General features: G+C 74.2%; 18 protein-coding genes. 6 read left to right on the plus strand and 12 right to left on the minus strand.

Annotated elements, in window-relative coordinates; translation table 11 throughout:
- Positions 1-26: 26 nt before the first annotated feature.
- From ACZ6K0_RS35670 to ACZ6K0_RS35680, 3 genes are all read right to left on the minus strand, one after another.
- A complete protein-coding gene (locus tag ACZ6K0_RS35670; protein WP_469235395.1) occupies positions 27-1,109 on the minus strand; it encodes an MBL fold metallo-hydrolase in 1,083 nt (360 codons plus the stop codon).
- Between the two features lie 82 nt (positions 1,110-1,191).
- Positions 1,192-2,427 carry an aminotransferase class I/II-fold pyridoxal phosphate-dependent enzyme gene (locus tag ACZ6K0_RS35675; RefSeq protein WP_469235397.1) on the minus strand — a complete coding sequence of 412 codons (1,236 nt, stop codon included), beginning with the start codon at positions 2,425-2,427 and terminating at the stop codon, positions 1,192-1,194.
- Between the two features lie 82 nt (positions 2,428-2,509).
- Positions 2,510-3,739, minus strand: coding sequence for a sulfite oxidase (locus ACZ6K0_RS35680; RefSeq protein ID WP_376407721.1), 1,230 nt, complete (start codon positions 3,737-3,739; stop codon positions 2,510-2,512).
- Positions 3,740-3,923: 184 nt separating this feature from the next.
- On the opposite strand from ACZ6K0_RS35680, the gene ACZ6K0_RS35685 reads away from it, so the two are divergent.
- Positions 3,924-4,496 carry a GNAT family N-acetyltransferase gene (locus ACZ6K0_RS35685; protein ID WP_469235399.1) on the plus strand — a complete coding sequence of 191 codons (573 nt, stop codon included), beginning with the start codon at positions 3,924-3,926 and terminating at the stop codon, positions 4,494-4,496.
- A 90-nt stretch (positions 4,497-4,586) separates the two neighbouring features.
- The gene (locus ACZ6K0_RS35690) at positions 4,587-5,423 is read left to right on the plus strand and encodes a class I SAM-dependent methyltransferase (RefSeq protein ID WP_469235401.1); all 837 of its coding nucleotides are present in this window, start codon (positions 4,587-4,589) and stop codon (positions 5,421-5,423) included.
- 81 nt (positions 5,424-5,504) lie between these two features.
- Here the strand turns inward: ACZ6K0_RS35690 and ACZ6K0_RS35695 are convergent, their stop codons facing one another.
- Positions 5,505-7,457: a DUF5107 domain-containing protein gene (locus tag ACZ6K0_RS35695; protein WP_469235403.1), complete on the minus strand. Its 1,953-nt coding sequence runs from the start codon at positions 7,455-7,457 to the stop codon at positions 5,505-5,507.
- A gap of 172 nt (positions 7,458-7,629) precedes the next feature.
- Between ACZ6K0_RS35695 and ACZ6K0_RS35700 the strand changes: the two genes are divergently transcribed.
- Positions 7,630-7,962, plus strand: a complete 333-nt coding sequence (locus tag ACZ6K0_RS35700; protein WP_376407729.1) for a DUF6204 family protein — start codon at positions 7,630-7,632, stop codon at positions 7,960-7,962.
- A gap of 22 nt (positions 7,963-7,984) precedes the next feature.
- Here ACZ6K0_RS35700 and ACZ6K0_RS35705 read toward each other — a convergent pair whose 3' ends face one another.
- From ACZ6K0_RS35705 to ACZ6K0_RS35715, 3 genes are all read right to left on the minus strand, one after another.
- Entirely contained in the window at positions 7,985-8,551 is a 567-nt protein-coding gene (locus ACZ6K0_RS35705) for a GNAT family N-acetyltransferase (protein WP_376407731.1), read from the minus strand.
- A 191-nt stretch (positions 8,552-8,742) separates the two neighbouring features.
- Positions 8,743-9,093, minus strand: coding sequence for a hypothetical protein (locus tag ACZ6K0_RS35710; protein ID WP_376407733.1), 351 nt, complete (start codon positions 9,091-9,093; stop codon positions 8,743-8,745).
- Positions 9,090-9,344 (minus strand): LapA family protein, encoded by a 255-nt coding sequence (locus tag ACZ6K0_RS35715; protein WP_376407735.1) that lies wholly within the window; start codon positions 9,342-9,344, stop codon positions 9,090-9,092. Before ACZ6K0_RS35715 ends, ACZ6K0_RS35710 begins: the two co-directional genes overlap by 4 nt.
- A 213-nt stretch (positions 9,345-9,557) precedes the next feature.
- Here ACZ6K0_RS35715 and ACZ6K0_RS35720 point away from each other — a divergent pair, with 213 nt between their 5' ends.
- Together ACZ6K0_RS35720 and ACZ6K0_RS35725 are read left to right on the plus strand one after the other, a co-directional pair.
- Positions 9,558-10,331, plus strand: coding sequence for a GntR family transcriptional regulator (locus tag ACZ6K0_RS35720; protein WP_469235406.1), 774 nt, complete (start codon positions 9,558-9,560; stop codon positions 10,329-10,331).
- 181 nt (positions 10,332-10,512) lie between these two features.
- Positions 10,513-11,601, plus strand: a complete 1,089-nt coding sequence (locus tag ACZ6K0_RS35725) for an adenosine deaminase (protein WP_376407739.1) — start codon at positions 10,513-10,515, stop codon at positions 11,599-11,601.
- Between the two features lie 19 nt (positions 11,602-11,620).
- Here ACZ6K0_RS35725 and ACZ6K0_RS35730 read toward each other — a convergent pair whose 3' ends face one another.
- The 5 genes from ACZ6K0_RS35730 to ACZ6K0_RS35750 form a co-directional block, all read right to left on the minus strand.
- Positions 11,621-13,369, minus strand: a complete 1,749-nt coding sequence (locus ACZ6K0_RS35730; protein ID WP_469235478.1) for a CocE/NonD family hydrolase — start codon at positions 13,367-13,369, stop codon at positions 11,621-11,623.
- Between the two features lie 186 nt (positions 13,370-13,555).
- Positions 13,556-14,509 (minus strand): S66 peptidase family protein, encoded by a 954-nt coding sequence (locus ACZ6K0_RS35735; protein WP_469235408.1) that lies wholly within the window; start codon positions 14,507-14,509, stop codon positions 13,556-13,558.
- Positions 14,506-16,527 (minus strand): S9 family peptidase, encoded by a 2,022-nt coding sequence (locus ACZ6K0_RS35740; RefSeq protein WP_469235409.1) that lies wholly within the window; start codon positions 16,525-16,527, stop codon positions 14,506-14,508. Before ACZ6K0_RS35740 ends, ACZ6K0_RS35735 begins: the two co-directional genes overlap by 4 nt.
- A gap of 22 nt (positions 16,528-16,549) precedes the next feature.
- A complete protein-coding gene (locus ACZ6K0_RS35745) occupies positions 16,550-17,884 on the minus strand; it encodes a M20/M25/M40 family metallo-hydrolase (RefSeq protein WP_376407745.1) in 1,335 nt (444 codons plus the stop codon).
- The gene (locus ACZ6K0_RS35750; protein WP_469235412.1) at positions 17,877-18,710 is read right to left on the minus strand and encodes a M55 family metallopeptidase; all 834 of its coding nucleotides are present in this window, start codon (positions 18,708-18,710) and stop codon (positions 17,877-17,879) included. Before ACZ6K0_RS35750 ends, ACZ6K0_RS35745 begins: the two co-directional genes overlap by 8 nt.
- A gap of 273 nt (positions 18,711-18,983) precedes the next feature.
- On the opposite strand from ACZ6K0_RS35750, the gene ACZ6K0_RS35755 reads away from it, so the two are divergent.
- Positions 18,984-20,201, plus strand: a complete 1,218-nt coding sequence (locus ACZ6K0_RS35755) for a hypothetical protein (RefSeq protein WP_469235414.1) — start codon at positions 18,984-18,986, stop codon at positions 20,199-20,201.
- The last annotated feature ends 76 nt before the right edge of the window (positions 20,202-20,277 follow it).

Here is a 20,277-nt window from a genome sequence, read left to right on the forward strand (position 1 = left end):
CGGGTGCCTCAGGTGCTTCGGGTGCCTCAGGGCGCGAGCACCCGTGAGGCGCCGACCGGGAGGTCCCACAGGTCCTCGCGGGGCAGCCCGGCCTTGTCCCAGGCGGCTCTGACCCGGGTGAGCGGTTCCAGGACGGGTTCGGAGGACAGGACGAAGGTCGCCCAGTGCATGGGGGCCATCCGTCGTGCGCCCAGGTCCTGGTGGGCGCGGACGGCCTCCTCCGGGTCCGTGTGGACGTCGCTGAGCCACCAGCGCGGGTCGTAGGCCCCGATCGGCAGCAGCGACAGGTCGATGCCGGGGAAGCGGCGGCCGATCTCGGCGAACCAGTGGCCGTACCCCGTGTCTCCCGCGAAGTGGACGCGGCGCCCCGCCGGGTCGGTGAGCACCCAACCGCCCCACAGGGAGCGGCAGGTGTCCAGGAGCGTGCGCTTGGACCAGTGATGGGCCGGGACGAAGTCGAAGCGCACGCCGTCCAGTTCGGCCGCCTCCCACCAGTCGAGCTCGGTCACGCGGCCGAACCCGCGGCGGGCGAACCAGCGTCCGAGCCCGGCCGGGACGAACACCGGGGTGTGCCGGGGCAGTCGTCTCAGTGTGGGGGCGTCGAGGTGGTCGAAGTGGTTGTGGCTGATGACGACGGCATCGACGGGCGGCAGGTCCTCCCAGCGGACCCCGACCGGGGTGAGCCGGGCCGGGGTGCCGAAGATGCGGCGGGACCAGACGGGGTCGGTGAGGACGGTGAGTCCGCCGAGGCGCAGGATCCAACTGGCGTGTCCCGCCCAGGTGACGGCGAACGTGTCGGGCCCGGCGGGCGGCAGCGGCCCCGGCTCGAAGGGGAGCAGGGGGATGTCACGGAGGCCTTCGGGGCGCGGGCGGACGGCGCCCTCACGGGCCAGTCTCGCCATGGCACGGACACCGGGGAGCGGGGCGGTGAGCCGGTCGACGAAGGTCCGGGGCCAGTCCGCGCGCAGCCGGCCGATCGGCTGGAGCACGGAGGGGGGAGGCGGGGCGGGCGTCTGTGCGGGATGCGGGGCGGGAGCGGGGGCCGCGGTGGGATCGGAGGAGTACGGGGCCTGTCCGGCCCGGGCGGGGTGTGCCGTCCGTTCGGTCATCTGCGGGCTCCGTTCTGCGCGGCTCGGCCGGGGTGGGCGGGGTGGACGGGGCGGGGCGGGCGGGAAGGAGGGGAGGGATCGTTCACCGGAGTTCCTCCAGGGCTCCTCCGAAGTCCGTCAACGCGCTTGTCACATGCGGGAGTTCCTCGGGGTTGCGGGACCCGAGGGTCGCGGCGCGCTCCTCCTCGGTGACACCCAGGAACATCTCGGTGCCGAACCGCACGCGCAGGGCGCCGAGTTCGTCGCCGAAGCGGTGGCCGCCGGGGACGGGGGCGCCGAGCCGGGCGGTCAGATGGCTCTCCAGCTCCAGGGAGTCGGTGACGCCGCGGGCGGCGAGTCCCGACCTCAACCGGCCCAGATCCACGTACAGATGACGCCCCGCCTGCGGCGGCCGGGAGAGGGCCCCGGCGGCGAGGGCGGTGCGGTGCGCGGCGGCGGCGAGCCGGCCGTGGACGGTGGCCGCGCGCCGGGCCCGTACGGTCATGTCCTCGGGTTCGTCGAGGGCGTGGGCGGCGGCGGGGGCGAGGGGTCCCGGGATCACGGCGCCGAGGGCGGTGAGGACGTCGAGGACGCGGGCCCTGCGGTCGGTCCAGCGGTCGGCGCGGGACGGATCGGTGGGCGGGAAGCGGGCGACGGCGCAGGGCCAGGCGGCCGGGGTGAGGAGGGCGCCGCCGAGGTCGCCGATGACGGTGACGTCGTCCGGGCACATCTCGGCGGGGCTGAGGAGCACGGTGTCGTGCGAGTGGTGGAGGGTGTCGCGCCAGGTCTCGTCGCTGACGATGTGGAGCCCCTCGGCGACGGCGGCCTCGCAGGCCTCCCGGACGATCTCGGGCGGGGCGACGGTGGCGGTGGGGTCGTCGGCGACGGAGAGCAGCAGGACCCGGGGGTCGCCGCCCTCGGCGCGGACCCGCCGGACGGTCTCCAGGAGGGCGTACGGGTCGGGGACGCCGCCGCATTCGGCGGGGGTGGGCACGTGGTAGGCGGGGCGGCCGAGGAGACGGGCCTGCGGGGTCCACCAGGCGGGGCACGGGCGGGGCAGCAGGAGGTCGCCGCCGTGCGCGGCGATCAGGGCGAGGAGGAGGGTGGGGGCGCCGGGGGCCGCGACGACGTCCTCGGCGTGCGTCCGCAGGCCGCGGCGCCACCAGTAGCCGGCCGCCGCCTCCCGCAGGACGGGGCCGCCGCCGGGGGGCTCGGGGGCGGCCCTTCCAGCCGCGGCGGCGAGGAGGGCGGCGAGCCCGGGGAGGACGGGCAGTCCCGCGTCGGGCGCGGGAGGGCCGTAGCGCACCGGGCCTCGGCCTTCCGGAGCCGTGTGGCGCATGTCCCGTACCTCCTGAGCGCACGGGGGCGCCGGGCAGGCACCCCCGTGCCCTTTATACGAAGGTTCGGGCGGTTCCGCCGCTTCAGGCGACGGTGATCGGGTGACGTACGACCGCGTTGAAGAGGTACCCCTGGGTGTTGTGGACGGCCCGGTCGGGCTGGGTGTTCCCGGCGGCGTCGGTGGTACGGGAGAGCAGGGTGACGGGGCCGGTGGTGTGCGGGCGCCACGGCACGGTCCAGCGGACCCAGCCGCCCCGCTTCGGGGCGTCGAGGAGCCGGGCGTGCCGCCAGTGCGCGCCGCCGTCGGTGGAGACCTCGACGGTCCGCACGGGCGCGAGGGCGGACCAGGCGCGTCCGGTGAGCCGGTGGACGCGGCCGGACTCCAGGGTGGCGCCGAAGGGCAGTTGGTAGGCGGACTTGATGGTCTGGCGGCTGATCGGCTCGCTGCCGCCGGCCGGGTGCGCGGCGCCGAAGAGGCGGTACCAGTCGGTGGACCAGGGCGAACTCAGCGGGCGGGTGGAGACCTCGATGTCGCCGAGCCACTTGATGGACGCGATGCCGACCCAGTTGGGCACCACGAGCCGGACGGGGTGACCGTGGTCGTACGGGAGCGGCTCGCCGTTCATCTCGTACGCGAGGATCACGTCGTCGAAGGCCTTGGCGACCGGCAGCGGGCGGCGGACCCGGCCGTAGTCGACGCCGCCGGAGACGTACGGGTCGTCGAGGCCGCGCGGCTGGAGGTCGACGGCGTCGTGGGCGATCCCGGCGCGTCGCAGCACGTCGGAGAGGCGGACGCCGCGCCAGCGGGCGGCGCCGACGGCGCCGAGCGTCCAGGAGGTGCCCGTGACCGGCTCGCCCTGCTGGCTCGTGTAGAGGCTGCGGCCGTTTCCGGCGCACTCGATCAGGGCCGTTCGGGTGACGGAGGGCAGGTCGCGCAGCTGTCCGTAGGTGAAGTGGACGGGGCTGCGGCCGTGGAGTCCGTCGCCCCAGAGCGTGAGGCGCCAGTCGGCGGCGTCGAGGACGGGGGTGGAGGTGTGGTTGCGGACGAAGAAGCGGTCGTTGGGGGTGAGGAGACCGGTGTCCGCGAAGGAGTCGAACCGGGCCTCGGCGTTGGTGCCCCGGACGGTGAACCACTCGGGCGGGAGTGCCTTGACGATCCCGGGCGCGGCGGCCCCGGCCGTGGTCGCGGCCCCGCCCGCGGGTGCCGCGAGCGCGGGTGCGGCGGCGGCGAGCCCACCGAGGGCGGAGACCGCGGGGGCCGCCGCGAGCAGCTTCAGGAGGGAGCGGCGGTCGGGCGCGGGCGAGTACGGCACGGGACTCCTCGGCAAGGGATGCGAGCGCGCCACCGGGCGGCGGCGGGCCGATCCTAGGGGCGGGGAGGCGGCCCGGACGGTCCGTTCACGGTGCTGTCACACACGAATCCGTCAGGTCGGAACGGGCCGGGTATTACCGCGTAATACAGGAGCGGCCCACGGCCCTCCGGGCCGAGAATGCGGCATGTCGATACGTGAAGCGATTCCCGAGGACGCGGCGGCGCTCGCCGCCGTGCACGTCCTGTCCTGGCGGTCCGCCTACCGCGACCTGCTTCCGGGGCCGTACCTGGACGCCCTGGACCCGGAGGAGCGGGCCGCCGTGTGGCGCGACCGCCTGGCGGCGCCGGACCGGCCCTCGGTGCTCCTGGCGACGGAGGCCGACGGGCGGGTGGTGGCCTTCTCCTGCTTCCGGGCCTGGACCGACACGAATTCCGCCGGGGATTCCGCCGGGGATTCCGAGGACGCCGACGGGGATTCCGGCGCGCTCGACCCCGCCACCATGGCCGAACTGGCCGCGCTGTACGCCCTGCCTGAGGTGTGGGGCGCCGGTGTGGGGCGGGCTCTGCTCGCCGCGTCCACCGAGGCCCTCGTGGCAGCCGGGTTCCGTACCGCCGCCCTGTGGGTCTTCGCGGGGAACGCGCGGGGCCGGCGGTTCTACGAGGCGGCGGGCTGGCGGCCCGACGGCGCGACCGTCCGGGACGTCACGGGCGGTCGGGAGCTGGAGGAACTCCGTTACCGGCGGGAGCTGTTCGACTGACCTTGCGTCCACATCCCAAGACGCCGGTCTCACCATGCGGCGGGAATGCGTACGGTGAGGGAACGCACCCACACCGAGGGAGTCGCTTCCATGACGCATGCCCCCGCCCCGTCCGCGGCCCACGAGACCGCCGTCTACACCCACGGCCACCACGAGTCCGTCCTGCGCTCCCACAGCTGGCGGACCGCCGCCAACTCCGCGGCCTACCTGCTGCCCGAGCTGCGCGCGGGACTGGACGTCCTGGACGTGGGCTGCGGCCCCGGCACGATCACCGCCGATCTGGCCGCGCTGGTGGCGCCCGGCCGGGTGACCGCGGTCGACGCCGCCGAGGACGTCCTGGAGAAGGGCCGGGCGGTGGCCGCCGAACGAGGTCTGGACAACGTCGAGTTCGCCGTCGCCGACGTCCACGCCCTGGACTTCCCCGACGACTCCTTCGACGTCGTCCACGCCCACCAGGTGCTGCAGCACGTCGGCGACCCGGTCCAGGCACTGCGCGAGATGCGGCGGGTGTGCCGCCCCGGCGGGGTCGTCGCGGTCCGCGACAGCGACTACGGGGCCTTCGCCTGGTTCCCCGAACGCCCCGCGCTGGACGGCTGGCTGGACCTGTACCACCGGGTCGCGCGGGCCAACGGCGGCGAACCCGACGCCGGGCGGCGCCTGTTCTCCTGGGCGCGACAGGCCAGCTTCACCGACGTCACGACGACCGCCGGCACCTGGTGTTTCGCCACTCCGGAGGAGCGGGCCTGGTGGAGCGGCCTGTGGGCGGACCGGACGACCGCCTCGGTCTACGCGGAGCTGGCCGTGCGGGGCGGCCACGCGACCGCCGCCGAGCTGACGGCGATCGGGGAGGCCTGGCGGGAGTGGGGCGAGCAGGAGGACGCCTGGTTCATGGTCCCGCACGGCGAGATCCTGTGCCGGGTGTCCTGACCGCGACGCGCCCCTGAACGGGGCCGCCCCGGCCGGAGGCGACGCGCCCTTGGACGAGGACGCCCCGGCCGGACCCTCCCGTCAGCTCGGCCGCATCCTGAACTCGTAGGCGTACGGCAGTGGTTCGTCGGTGAGCTCCGACCAGATCTCGCCGAGGATCTCGGCGCCCTCGCGCAGGTCCGCGACCTCGAAGCCCGCGTCGAAGACGGCGCGGGCCTCGTCCGTCCTGCCCTCGGCGAGCAGCAGCCGGGCCTCCAGGAGCCGGAAGGCCCCTCTCCCCCGGGCCTCTTCGGGCAGCCGCTCCCACAACTCCCGGGCGCGGCAGGTCCGTCCGGCGGCGAGCAGGGCGACGACGGCCCCGCGACCGAGGGCGGCGGCCACCGCCTCGTCCTCGGCCGCGCGGTCGGCGTGGTCGGCGAAGGCCTCGGCGAACCGTTCGGCGGCGCGGGCCGGGTGTCCGTCCTCCCGGTCGGCGACGGCGAGGCAGTGGAGCAGCGGCCAGCGCACGGCGGCCTCGCGCAGGCCGCGTTCCCAGCTCCGTACCGCCTGGGCGCGGTCTCCGGCGTGCCACTGGGCGATGCCGAGGTGGTACTCGGTGGAGGGGTCCGCCGGGGCGGTCTCCAGCATGTCCCGCCAGGGCGCCGAGACCAGCGGCGCGCCGGGCGGGGTGCCCTTCTCGGGGGCCGGCAGGACTCCGGTGTGCAGGAGCGCGCGCCAGGGTTCCTGCTCCGGCCCGAGCGTCGACTCGGGGAACGGAGTCCCGGGCAACTCGTAGTTTCCGCGCAGGACTTCGAGGGCGCCCCAGCCGGAGCCGACGGCGAGGACGGTCTCCGGTGCGGCGTCCGCGGACCGCTCCCGCCAGGCCGTGTACGCCTCCTCGACCCCGGCGGGCGGCAGCGCCGACGCCAGGCCGCTCTCGACTGCGGCGCGGGCCGCGTCCCAGTCATCGCCGAGGGCCGCGGCAGGGTCGGCGGTGAGCGGTCCGTACGCCTCCAGCCAGCTGAACTCCCCGCCGCCCGGCAGCTCCAGGTGCTCCAGCTGGGTGCGGGCGAGGCCGGCCTGGATCTCGGCGTAGCCGGGGGTGCCGGGTTCGGTGAGCCACTCCTGCCAGCGCCGGCCGCCGCGCTCCCGGCCCCACACGAAGAGTTTGCGGCCGCGCAGCGTGTCGGTGGAGGTCTGGACGAGGCCGGTGCCGTCCGCGTCGAGGGAGGCGATCCAGCGGCGCTGCCCGTCGGGCAGGTCGTAGAACCAGTCGGCGGCGTGGTCGGAGCCGAGCGGGTACGAGCGGTCGACGCCGCCCTCGGCGACGGGGACGGGGACGCGGCGCAGCCCGCGCTCGTAGCCGTGGTGCCAGGCCGCGTCGGCGGGGGCGATGACGCGCCGGTCCTCGGGTACGGCGGTGTTGGACCACCAGTAGACGGGGGCGGGCCGCTCGTGGGGGTTGCGGACGCGGACGCCGACGTGGAGGAACTCGGAGCCTTCCGGGAGCCAGAGGTCGACCTGGAAGGGCAGGTCCCGCAGGCGCTCCCATTCCCACAGGCGGAGCATCGGGCCGCCGTCGGGCGCGCGGACGACCGCCGCGTGCAGGGGCGAGCAGGAGAGGGTGGTGTGGCCGGTGGCTCCGATGTTCCACTCGATGCCGCCGGAGAACCAGGCGCCGTTGAGGGCGAAGGCCGCCGGCTGGAACACCGGGTTGCGGTAGAGGAGTTCGCGTCCGGTGGGCTTGTGGTGCAGGGAGTGGACGCGGCCGCCGAGGCCGGGGAGCACGGTCGCCCGGAGCAGGTCGTTCTCGATCACGACCGCGTCGAGGTCGGTGGGTGTGCGTGCGCGCCCGTAGCCGTCCCGTACGGGCGCGGGCAGCAGGCTGCGCAGGGGCGCGTGTCCGATGCCCCGGGCCATGTCGCGCGGGAGTTCCGCGAGGGTCTGTTCGTCGACCGCGTGCGTCCCGTGATGGGTGCGCAGGGCGGGCAGGGGGTTGTCCGGGCCCAACGGGGCCGCGGGCAGCGTCAGTACGGCACGTCGTACGGTCGTCATCCACCCATGGAACACGCCGGGGCCCGTCCTGACCAGGGGCTCTCGCGCCGTACTGTGGAAGGCCGGTGCCGGTGCCGTCGTCGGCGGCAGGCGGCAGGCGGCAGGCGGCAGGCGGCAGGCGGCAGGCGGCAGGCGGCAGCGAACAGCGGGACGGGGAGGACGAGGAATGGGCATGGGTACGCAGCACACCTACCGGGTCATCGTGCGCGGCACGTTCGACGGTCTGTCGGAGGAGAGCCGGACCCGGCTTCTCGCCGAGGTGGACGCGCACGGGCTGACCGCGATGCGGTTCACGGAGGAGGGCTCGCTCTCGTACGACCGGACGCTGAAGCACTTCTCGTACCGTGTGGTCGTCGTCTCCGACGCGGCGGACGGCGACGAGATGGCGGGCGCGCTGGCGGAGGACCGGGTGGAGACCGCGCTCAAGGAGCTCGGCCACGGGTACAAGGGGCTGCGCTCGACCGTGACGGACCTCGACACCATGAAGATCAACTACAAGCGCTGACACCCGGACCCGACGGCCGCGGCTACGGGCTCTCAGGGCTCACCGGGGCGGTGATCGCCCAGCGCTCGTGGTCCCGCCAGGCTCCGTCGATGAACAGCATCGCGGGCGAGAAGCCCTCCAGGCGGAAGCCCGCGCGGCGGACGAGCGCGCGGGAGGCGGTGTTGCCGGGCTGGATGTTCGCCTCCAGGCGGTGCAGCTCCAGCGGCCCGAAGGCGTACGCCAGGAGCAGGCCGAGGGCCTCGCCGAGCAGTCCGCGTCCGGCGGCGTGCGCGAAGGCTCCGTAGCCGAGGGCGCCGCTGCGGAAGGCGCCGCGGACGATGTTGTTGATGTTGACGAAGCCGGCGATCCGGTCGTCCTCCGCGCGCTCGGCGTGTTCGCACACGAGGAATCCGGCGCGCGCGGGGTCCTCGACGAGCACGCTCGCGTAGCCGGCGTACGCCTCGGGCGTGCACGGCGGGAACAGCCAGGGCCGGTGGAGCTCGCGGCTCTCGCGGGCGCGGGCGGTGAACTCGTCCGCGTCGTCCGGGGAGAAGGGGCGCAGGCCCACACGGGGTCCGGCGGCGAGAAAGCGTCCAAGATCGTCGGGCATGGACCCAGGGTAGGACCCGCCCGGGACGGAGGCCTCTCGCCCGACGCGCACGAGGCTTACGGCGCGCACGAGGCTTGCGGGACGTACGAGGCTTGCGGGGCTTGCGGGGCGTACGAGGCTTGCGGGGCGTACGAGGCATACGACGCGCCCGCCGGTCAGCGGCGGGCGCGCGGTCAGCGAGGGACGGGCGGTCAGCGACGGGCGGTGCGGACGCGGGGCGGGCAGGTCTCGCCCTTGCGTACGACCCCGATCGTGACCGCCGTCCGCCGGTCGAGGTCCGCCTCCGCCGCGGGGTACTGCGTGCACACCCGCCAGTTCGGCGGCCACAGCACCCGCCGGTCCCGTCCGCTCGCGTCGTGGACGTCGAGCCGGGTCCGGCGGTCGAGCCGGGTGAAGACCCGCCACAGCGGTACGCCCAGGAGGTCCGGCATGGGCCGGGTCCCGGCGCCTTCGCCCGGCAGGGCGGGTTCCTCGGCCGAAGAGACGGCGACGGCCGCGAGTGCGAGGACGGCGGTCGCGCCCACGACGGCGGCCCGCCTCACTTCTGCCTCCGGGCCGCGGCGTAGTAGCCGCAGGCCGCGCCGAGGAGGGCGGTCGAGAGGAGCGCCAGGTAGAGCGGCATGGACACCTCCGGGATCAGGATCCGGATCCTGACCTCGCGGGTGTTCTCGAAGATGAAGACCAGAGTGAGGACCGCGACCGCCGTCATCGCGATCCGGCCCGGGGTGAAGGCTCCGCTGAACCGGGACGTGCCGCCCGCGCGGGGCGCCCCCGACGTCTCCTTGGGACTCATGCCCGGCCCTCTCCTCCGTCGTGCCGTCGGTCGTGCCGCCGGTGGTGCCCGTCGGCCGTACCCGGCCCGCGCCGCGGGCAGGCCGTGGGTCCAGAATGGGGCGAGTCGAGCCTCACCGTGACGGTGGGAAGAGCCGTACGGGTGACTTGTCAGACAACGTGGGCCGACTACGGTGGTGCCGGACACCGGCGGGGACCAGACGAGGAGGCGGCCGTGGCGGTCAGCGGACAGCGGCGGCGGCCGGTCGTGGCGCTGTACGAACGGATCGCGGACGCCGTCCACGACGGCACCTACCCGCCTGGCTCGACACTCCCCTCCGAGCCGAAGCTCGCCACCGAACTGGGCGTGAGCCGGCCCGCCCTGCGCGAGGCGCTGCTGCTGCTCCAGGAGGACGGGCTGCTCACCGTGCGCCGCGGGGTCGGCCGGACCGTCAACGACCGTCCGCCGCGCCGGGGCTTCGAGCACATCCAGCCGCTGGAGGAGCTGATCGGCGCGGGGGGTCCGCTGCGCGTGCGGGCGCTGCTGCGGACGGTGGAGGAGCCCACCGACTTCACGACGCAGCACCTGCTCGCCCCGGCCCGCGCCGAGCTGCGGTTCTGGGAGTCCGTGCTCACCGGGGAGGGCACGGCGGCGGCGCTGAGCCACGAGTGGGCGGCGGCCGACGACGTGCTGGACCGGGTGCACCCGGAGTTCGCCCGCGCCCTGCGGGCCACGGATCCGGACGCCCCCGCGAGCGGCGGTCCCGCCCCGGCCGCCTCGATGCTCGCGGTCCTCGTCACCGCCTCGCGCGAGACGGCCCTGAGCGCGCACAGCGGCATCACGGCGACGCTGCTCGGGCGGCGGCGCGGTGACCAGCTGGGCCGCGCGGCGGACACCCCGGCCGTCCTCGTGACGCAGGTCGTACGGGTCGGGGAGACCCCGGTCCTGGCCGCCAAGCACATGCTGCCGACGGGCGCCCCCGCACTGCCGGTGCTCCAGTCGCACTGAGCGGTACGGAGACGGGTCCGCGCCCCGCACCGAACGGGCCCACACCCCCGTCGGGCCGCCCACAGTCCACCCACCGGCACGCCGCCGGAGGCCCGCCCTCACCCCGTCGGTACCCCCTCGAACGCCACCCCTTCACGGCCGTCGCCGCACGCCCCTCGGCCGTGGCGTACACTTCCCCGCCATGCACTTGTCTGACAACCCTGCCACGCCTGCCGCCGCCACCGTCTCCGAGTGGATCCGCCGGGCCCCCAAGGCCGTTCTCCACGACCACCTCGACGGCGGGCTGCGCCCCGCGACGATCGTCGAGCTGGCGCGAGAGCACGGCTACACCGCGCTGCCGACCGAGGACCCGGCCGAGCTCGCGGTCTGGTTCCGGGACGCCGCCGACTCCGGCTCGCTGGAGCGGTACCTGGAGACCTTCGCCCACACCTGCGCGGTGATGCAGACCCGCGAGGCGCTGACCCGCATCGCGGCCGAGTGCGCCGAGGACCTGGCGGCGGACGGTGTCGTCTACGCCGAGATCCGATACGCCCCCGAGCAGCACCTGGAGGGCGGGCTGACCCTCGACGAGGTCGTCGAGGCGGTCAACGACGGCTTCCGCGAGGGCGAGCGCCGCTCCGGCGGGCGGATCACCGTCCGTACGCTCCTCACCGGCATGCGGCACACGGACCGCTCCCTGGAGATCGCGCGGCTGACGGTCGCCCACCGGGAGAACGGCGTGGCGGGCTTCGACATAGCCGGCGGCGAGATCGGCAACCCGCCGGCCCGCCACCTCCCCGCCTTCCAGCACCTGAAGCGGGAGAACTGCCACTTCACGATCCACGCGGGCGAGGCCGTCGGCGCGGAGTCGATCCACGAGGCCGTGCAGGTCTGCGGCACCGAGCGGATCGGCCACGGCGTGCGGATCACGGACGACATCGCCGAGGACGGCACCCTGGGCCGGCTCGCCGCGTACGTCCGGGACAACCGCATCGCCCTGGAGGTCTGCCCCACCTCGAACCTCCAGACCGGTGCCGCCAAGGACTACGCCTCGCACCCGATCGACGAGCTGCGCCGCCTCGGCTTCCGCATCACGCTCAACACCGACAACCGGCTGGTCTCCGGCACCACCATGAGCGAGGAGTTCCAGCACATGGTGGACGCCTTCGGCTACGGCCCTGAGGTGTTCGAGGAGTTCACGGTCGCCGCCCTGGACGCCGCCTTCCTGCCGCTGCCGGAGCGGCAGCGGCTGATCGACGAGGTCGTCCGTCCCGGGTACGCCGCGCTCTAGCGCGAGCCTTGGGAGGGTGCTAGCCGACCCTTCCGCCGACGATGGGCAGCTCCAGCGTCCCCGTGTCCTCGGGGGCGCTGGTGACGATCACGGGCTTGATGCCCCGGTTGCCGAAGTAGGCCGAGTCGCTGGCCGCGATCACGAACTCCATCCGGTGGCCGGTCTCGTAGCGGTGCACGATGCCCGGCAGCTCCACGGTGAACGGGCGCCGCACGTCCGGCACCCGGACCGGCGCGACGAGCTTGTTGACCAGGGTCTTCTTGCCGTCCGGCGCGATGTCGTAGACCTTGGCGAAGAGCACCAGCTTGTCGGCCGCGTCGCCGGAGCCCTGGACGAGCTCGGTGCTCGGCGAGACGACCTTGAGGGTGGCCTTCGGGGAGCCGACGACGTCGACCGGGGCGCTCAGCGGGGCGCTGGTCCAGCCGAGGTAGGTGCCTTCGGTGTCGGAGAGCGGGGCGTCGGGGAGTCCGATCAGACCGGCCAGCGAGACCTCGGAGTGGCTCGTCGGGACGAGCCAGTTGCTGTAGGCGCGTGCGCCGAGGGTGACCTTGGACCGGTTGTCGACGAGCTTGCCGTCGCCGGAGAGGTAGAGCTTCTGGCTGAGCGCGGGGACGGCGGTGGCGGTGCCGTAGCCGCTCTGCCAGGAGCGGTAGTAGGCGAACTCGGCGCCCGTGTCCGCGTTCCGGTTGCCGAGCAGGTAGCGGTCGAACCAGGCGAGGATGCGCTGTCCGACGTAGCTCGTCTCCAGATTGCCCTGCGCGAGGTTCAGTTCGCCCTCGCCGGGGTTCATGAGGCCGCCGCTGTGGCCCCAGGACTGCCAGATCATCTTGGTCTCGACCCCGTGGGACTCGAGCTTCTCGTAGGTGTCCTGGGCTTCGTTGAGGTTGAAGAGGCTGTCGGTCTGCCCCTGGATGAGCAGGGTCGGCGCCTTGACCCGGTCCAGGTACGAGGCCGGGGAGACGCTCCGGGCGTAGTCGAGCATCTTCTTCGTGCCGGCCGCCGGGAAGTCGCCGGAGTTCAGCAGTCGGACGGTGTCACAGGCGTCCGTGACGAAGTGCAGGCAGCGGAGCGAGTTGATCCGGCTCGGGTCGAGCGAGGGCGAGAGCAGCATCTGCCCCTCCCCCATCAGGTAGAAGCCGTTGGACCACTGCCACTTGAAGACGCCGGGGGTGGCGCGGTCGGCCCCGTTGGGGGCCAGGGCGTAGGCGAGGTCGTTCCAGGTGATGAGGGGGACGAGGGCGTCGAGCCGGGGGTCGACGGAGGCGGCGGCGAGCTGGACGGCCCCGCCGTAGGAGCCGCCGATCATGCCGACCCGGGGGTCGCCCGCCCCGTCCTTGGTGACGTAGTCGACGCGGGTGCCGTCGTCGGCGGCGCGGGTGCCCGCGAGGAAGTCGACGAGCCGGGCCGCGGCCTGGCCGTCGACGGCCGGGTCGTCGAGGGAGATCAGGCAGCCCGACTTGCCGAAGCCGAGCCCGGAGTAGACGAGTCCGACGTAGCCGCGGGCGGCGAAGGCCTTGCCGAGGACGTCGGTCTGGCCGTCCGCCTTGCTGCCGCCGAAGCCGTTGGTGGCCATGACGGCGGGTGCCGGACGCGTGGCGTCGACCCCGGCCGGCCGGTAGAGATCGGCCTCGACGGTGCAGGTGCGACCGCCGGCGTCGACGGTGAACGTGAGCGGGGTGACGGTGTACGCGCCGGGTTCGGCGGCGCTCACCGGGCCGGCGAGGGCGAGCGGTGCCGCCATCGCCGTACCGGCCAACAGGGCGAGCATCTTGCGGGATCCGGGCAGAGCACGGGACACGGGGGGCCTCCACGACAGGGACGCATGATGAGCCCCACCAACCGCTTACCTACCGGTAAGTAAGGGGGGCCGCGCCCATGTTGTGACACGTGTAAGCGCAGCGTCAATACGGGCGACAAGGCTTGCTGACGAAGATTCGGTGAAGGAGTCCGGCCGTCAGATCAGCGCGGGCACGTCCAGCGTCAGCGCGCACGTCTCGGCGTCCAGCACCCCGGGCACTCCCAGGGGGACCGTCAGCGCCGTGCCGCTGTGGCCGAAGCCCAGCTCCTCCACCACGGGTATGCCGAGACCGCCGAGCCGGTCGACGAGGACGGCCCGCACCTCCTCGTACGGGCCGCACTCCTCCCACGAGCCCAGGCCGACGCCCGCGACGCCGTCCAGCCAGCCGGAGCGCAGCAGTTGGGTGAGGATCCGGTCGAGCCGGTACGGCTCCTCCCCCACGTCCTCCAGGAGCAGCAGCCCGCCGCGCGCCGAGGGCCTGCCGTGCGGGGTGCCGAGGTCGGCGGCGAGCAGGCTGACGCAGCCGCCGAGCGTGACCCCGCGGGCGCGGCCGGGGACCAGCGGCCGCGCCGTCGCCAGGCCGAGCGTCCGCACCGTCTCCGGCTCGAACAGCGTGGCCCGCAGGGACTCCTGGGTGTCCGGGTCCGACAGGAACGTGGCCGCGGCGACCATCGGTCCGTGCAGCGTGGCCAGGCCCAGCCGGACGGCGACGGCCTCGTGCAGGGCGGTGACGTCGCTGTAGCCGACGAACGCCTTGGGTCCGGCGGCCCGGATCGCCGCCCAGTCGACGAGGTCCACCATGCGCTGCACCCCGTAGCCGCCGCGTGCGCAGATCACGGCGGAGACGGAGGGGTCGCACCAGGCCTCGGTCAGGTCGCGGGCTCTCGCCCGGTCCGCGCCCGCGAGGTAGCCGAGCGTGGGGTGGGTGTCGAGGACGTGCGGGGCGACCACCGGCTCCAGGTCCCAGCCGCGCAGGATGTCGAGCCCGGCCCGGAGCCGCTCCTCGGGTACGGGTCCGCTGGGGGCGACGACGGCGACCCGCGCCCCGGGCCGGAGGCGCGCGGCCCGGGTCAGGGGTGCGACGGCGGGGTGCGGGGCCTTCGGGGTCACGAGCGGAGCTCCAGGTCGGGAACGTCGGTACGGGTGAGGCCGAAGGTCCCCGCGTACAGGGCGAGTTCGGCCTCCAGGGCGCGGACCATCGTGTCGGCTCTGCGGAAGCCGTGCCCTTCTCCCTCGAAGGCGAGGTAGGCGTGGGGGACGCCCCGGCCGGCCATCCGGGCGAGGAAGCGCTCGGCCTGCGCGGGCGGGCAGATGACGTCGTCGAGGCCCTGGAGCAGCAGGAAGGGGGTCGTGACCCGGTCGACGTGCTCGATCGGCGAGCGTTCCTCGTAGCGGGCGGGGACCTCGTCGAGCGGTCCGATGAGGCCGTCGAGGTACCGGGACTCGAAGTCGTGGGTCTCGTCGGTGGCCCAGCCCCGCAGGTCGAGGATGGGATAGATGATCGTGCCGCAGGCGTACACGTCGGTGGCGACGAGGGAGGCCGCGGTCGTCCAGCCGCCCGCGCTGCCGCCGCGTACCGCGAGCCGGTCGGGGTCGGCGGTGCCCTCGGCGGCGAGCGCGGTGGCGACGGCCGCGCAGTCCTCGACGTCGACGACGCCCCACTGCTCGCGCAGCCGCTCCCGGTACTCCCGGCCGTAGCCGGTCGATCCGCCGTAGTTGACCTCGGCGACGCCGATCCCGCGGGAGGTGAAGTAGGCGATCTCCAGGTCGAGGACGAGCGGAGCGTGACCGGTGGGCCCGCCGTGGGCCCAGATCACGTAGGGCGGCAGTTCGCCGGCGGGGCCGGTGAATCCGGGGTGGTGCGGCGGGTACACCTGGGCGTGGATCTCGCGTCCGCCGGGGCCGGTGAAGGTGCGGATCAGCGGATCGGGGTAGTACGCGGGGTCGACGGCGTCCGTGTGCGCGGCGCCGACGACGCGGGTGCGGCCGGTGCGGGTGTCGAGCTCGACGAGCTCGTAGGCGCTGCGCGGTCCCGCGGCGACACCGACGACGCGGGTACCGTGCGGGGCGAGGGTGGCGGCCCATTCGGTCCAGGGGCCGGCGGCGTCGGCGAGGGTGCCGGTGTCGGGGTCCAGTATCCCGAGGGCGGTGGTCCCCTTGCCGTGGACCACGGCGATCAGGCCGTTCTCCAGGGGCGTGAACCAGGTCAGCCCGATCTTCCAGAGCGGTCCGGCGAACTCCTCGTCGCGGGGGCAGAGCGCGACCGGTGCGCGGAGGCCGCCGTCCGCGGCGATCTCCGCCCGGTAGAGGTTCCACCAGCCGGTGCGGTCGCTCGCGAAGAGCAGTCGCCCGGCCGCGTCCCAGGCGACCTGGGGGATCGACTCGGCGGGGCCGCCGGCGACGGTCCGGGCGCCGCGGAAGGTGCCGTCGGGGGCGACCTCGGCGAGCTGGAGCTCGGTGCCGTCCCAGGGCATGCGGGGGTGGTCCCAGGCGATCCAGGCCGCCCGGCGCCCGTCCGGGGAGAGCCGGGGGCCCGTCACGAACCGGTGGCGCCCGTCGGAGAGTTCGCGCACGGCGCTCCGGTCCCCGGCGGCCGATCCGTCCAGCGGGACGGCGGCGAGGACCCGGCGTACGTCGGTCGGCGCGGGCCCGGTGGACTCCTCAAGGACGCACCACACCTCGCCGCGCTCCGGGTGGAGCACCGGGTCCACCCAGCGCGGTCCCTCGCCGGCGTCGGCGAGGGGGGTGAGCGGCCGGGGCGCGGCGTCGGGTCCGGCCTCCGGCTCGTACGCGTACAGCCGCTGGTCGGGGAAGTGGCTGAAGACGACGAGCGGTCCGCCGGTGGGGCGCGCGAGCGCGGCCCAGGGCTGTCCGCCGTACTCGATGACGCGGCTGCGGACGTTCCACGGAGCGGGGAGGACGCTCTCCTCGGTGCCGTCGGCGCGCCGCCGGACGAGGGCGCGCCGGCCGCCCTCGGCGGGGCGCGGCGCGGTCCACCACAGCTCGTCGCCGACGGTGCCCGCGTACTCGGGCCGCCCGTCGTGGGCGGCGGCGAGCGCGGCGCCGACGGGCGACGGCCAGGTGCCGTGGGCGGCCGTGGTCGTGGTCGTCGTCTCGGTGGTGGCCATCTCGACTCCCCCTGTCGCTGTCCTACGCGGACTTCAGATAGTGGTCGAGCACCCGGACACCGAAGTGCAGGGCGTCGACCGGGACGCGTTCGTCGACGCCGTGGAAGAGCGCCCCGTAGTCGAGCTCCGGGGGCAGCCGGAGCGGAGAGAAGCCGTAGCCGGTGATGCCGAGCCGGGAGAACTGCTTGGCGTCGGTGCCGCCGGACATGGTGAACGGCACGACGTGTCCTGCCGGGTCGAAGCGCTCGACGGCGGCCCGCAGCTTCGCGAAGGTCGGCGAGTCGACCGGGGCCTCCAGGGACACTTCGCGGTGGTGGAACTCCCACTCCACGTCGGGCCCGGTGAGCGCGTCCATGGTCGTGGCGAACTCCTCCTCGCCGCCGGGCAGCGTCCGGCCGTCGATGTACGCGACGGCCTGGCCCGGGATGACGTTGACCTTGTAACCGGCCTTCAGCATCGTCGGGTTGGCGCTGTTGCGGACGGTCGGCGCGACGAGCGCGGCGGCGGGTCCGAGCTTGTCGAGGAGGAGGTCGACGTCGAGGTCGGGTGCGCTGGTGTCGACGTCGATGCCGTACAGCGCGGCGAGTTCGGCGAGGGCGGCGCGGACGGTGGTGGTGAGGCGGACGGGCCAGGTGTGCGCGCCGATCCGGGCGACGGCGGAGGCGAGGCGGGTGACGGCGTTGGCCGTGTTCACCTTGGAGCCGTGGCCCGCCCGGCCGTGGGCGGTCAGCTTGAGCCAGGCGGTGCCCCGCTCCCCCGCCGCGATCGGGTAGAGGGTCGTGCCGGGGTTCGGGTGGAAGCTGAAGGCCCCGGACTCGCTGATGCCTTCCGTGCAGCCCTCGAAGAGTGCGGCGTGCCGGTCGGCCAGGAAGCCGGAGCCGTCGTCGGCGCTGGCCTCCTCGTCGGCGGTGTACGCGAGGACGATGTCGCGGCGCGGCCGGATGCCCTGCCGGGCCCAGGAGCGGACGACGGCCAGGACCATCGCGTCCATGTTCTTCATGTCGACGGCGCCGCGCCCCCACACGACCCCGTCGCGGACCTCCCCGGAGAACGGGTCCACGGTCCATTCGGCGGGGTCGGCGGGGACGACGTCGAGGTGGCCGTGGACGAGGAGCGCGTCGGCCGAGGGGTCGGTGCCGGGGATGCGCGCCACGACGTTGGTGCGGCCCGGGGTCCGCTCCAGGAGGGTGGGCGCGATCCCGGCGGCTGCGAGCCGCTCGGCGACGTACTCGGCGGCGGGGCGCTCGCGGCAGTCGCCGTCGCCCCGGTTGGTGGTGTCGATGCGGATGAGCTCGGAGGTGAAGGTGACCACCTCGTCGAGCGCCGTCGTGTCCGGGCCCCGGACCTCCTCAGCCATACTGCTCCTCCACTGCGGCCGAGACGATGGTCGTGACCGCCTTGAACGTGCGAATTGCCTCGTACATCGTCTCCCCCGTGTAGGAGACGCGCCGCTCGCCGCTCCGCGCCACGCCGGGAACCACCGTGGCGGCGGCGCCCAGGTGGTCGGCGTCGAACTCCAGCTCCACCGTGAACGGGCCTCCGCGGACCGGTTCGTGCCGGACGGCGAGCGCGGTCGCGTCCTTCGCCGCCGCTCTGATGTCGGCGGCGGTCCTGGCCGGGGTGCGGCACACCGCCGCGTACCGCGAGACGTGGTCCTTGACGGCGACCTTGCGGGCCTCCGGCGCGTATCCGAGGGCGTCCTCGCAGGTCAGGTCGTCGCCGGTGACGAGGACGACCGGGACGCCGTACTCCGCGACCACATGGGCGTTGAGCAGGCCCTCGCCGGCCCGCTCGCCGTTGAGCCAGACGCCCGTGATCGAGTTGGCCAGGTAGGTGTGGGCGAGGACGCCTTCGGTGCCCGCGCCCGTGTGGTAGCCGACGAAGGCGATGCCGTCGACGTCCCCGTGCTGCACGCCCTCGACCATCGACAGCGACTTGTGCCGGCCGGTGAGCATCTCGGCGCGCTCGTCGAGCCGCTCCAGGAGCAGGTTCCGCATGCTCCAGTGCGCCTCGTTGATCAGGACCTCGTCGGCGCCGCCGTCGAAGAAGCCCAGCACGGCCGCGTTCACATCGGACGTAAACATCGAGCGGCAGCGCTCCCACTGGGGCGTACCGGGCAGCACGTCGGCGGGCCAGGTCACACCGGTCGCGCCCTCCATGTCGGCGCTGATGAGGATCTTCATGTCTGGCACCGTACGCGCCGCCCGGCGGCCCTACCACCCCTGTGGATAACCGCCGTTGGAGTGGACCACTGGCGGTCCCCCAAGGGTCACCGGGACGGCGGTACGATCACCGGCGCGGTTCCGGATCCCCGGCGGGTCCCTTGCGGATCCGCCGGGGATCCGCCGGGGATCGTTCTCGTCGCCACGATGGCTCGAATAGGGCGAAATATCGCCAAGGTGTGCGTATAGGCTGTCGGCCGCAGTTGTCGCACCCGACCCTCCGGAGAGCTCTCGGTGACCATCGCCATCACCCCGTCCGACATGTCCGCCGAAGAGCGCGAGGCCGCCCCCGCGGCGATCTCGGAGCCGGAGTTCTGGGTGCCCTCGGCCCCTGAGCCGCAGGCCTCGGAGCAGAACACCCCCGACGAGACCGCGCTCGAGTCCGAGGCGGACCGTCCCGAGGCGGACGAGCCCCAGGCGGACGAGCCCGAGGCGGACGAGCCGGTGTCGCCCGACGCGCACGACCCCGTCGTCGTCCGCGACGCCCAGGACTTCGGGATCTACGCGCGGACCGGTGGCTGGGCCTTCGCGCTGAAGGTCGCGCGGAGCGTGCGCCCCGGCGGTCAGCCCGCCGAGGGCACGGCCGCCGCGAAGGTCTCGGCGAAGGCCTTCGCCGCGCTCGCGGGGTGCTCGCCCGACCGGGTCATGCGGTACTACAAGGCCTGGGACATGGCGGCCGACGACGGCCTGGTCCCGCAGTTCGAGGTCCTGGTGCCCGGCGAGGACGTCGAGCTGCCCGACGCGGACGTCTGGCTCTCGTACTACACCTCCCGCAACAGCGCGTCCTCCGTGCGCGGCCAGGCGATCAGCGCGGCGGCCGAGGCGGAGGGCATCCGTCCGACGAAGGCCCTGGAGGTCGCCGAGAACCCGACGGCGCTGCGGGCCGCGATCCTCGCCGACCCCGGGACGGCGGAGGCGGCGCGCGGCGCGCTGCTCGACCGCATGAAGGAGGACCCGGCCCTCCAGACGGAGATGGCCCGCGCCTTCGCCCGCACCGACGACCTGAAGAAGGCGGTGGCGAGCGAGGCGAAGGCGGCCGACCGCATCGGGTACGTGCGGCAGATCGTCGAGAACGGCCAGATCAAGACCCCGGCCGGGCAGACCGTGGAAGCGCCCGCCGAGCTGCGTGCCGAGGCCGAGCGCCACCTGTCGCTGATCGACGAGCTCGACGACTCCGAGGAGGCGGGCGAGTGGGCCGGTGAGGCGTACGACGCGGTGAAGGGCCTGGTCGCCAGGGCGGTCGAGGAGGACCCGACGCTGCGCGTCCAGGAGCGGCGGACGAAGTTCTACAACAGCCTGCAGAAGGCGACGAAGGTCTTCGAGGAGCTGACCCTGGACGAGGTGATGGAGGAGGACATCTACGAGGCCGACATGCTCCAGCGCCTGGAAGCCCTCCAGGAGGCGATCGGCACCTGCATCAGCGCGCTGCGCAAGGCGTCGACCACCTCCTGAGGACCGCCTCCGACACGGAGAACGGGAGGAGCCCCGACCGATGTCTCGGTCGGGGCTCCCGTACTGCTTCGAGGGT

The organism is Streptomyces sp. NPDC042346, from assembly GCF_055581845.1.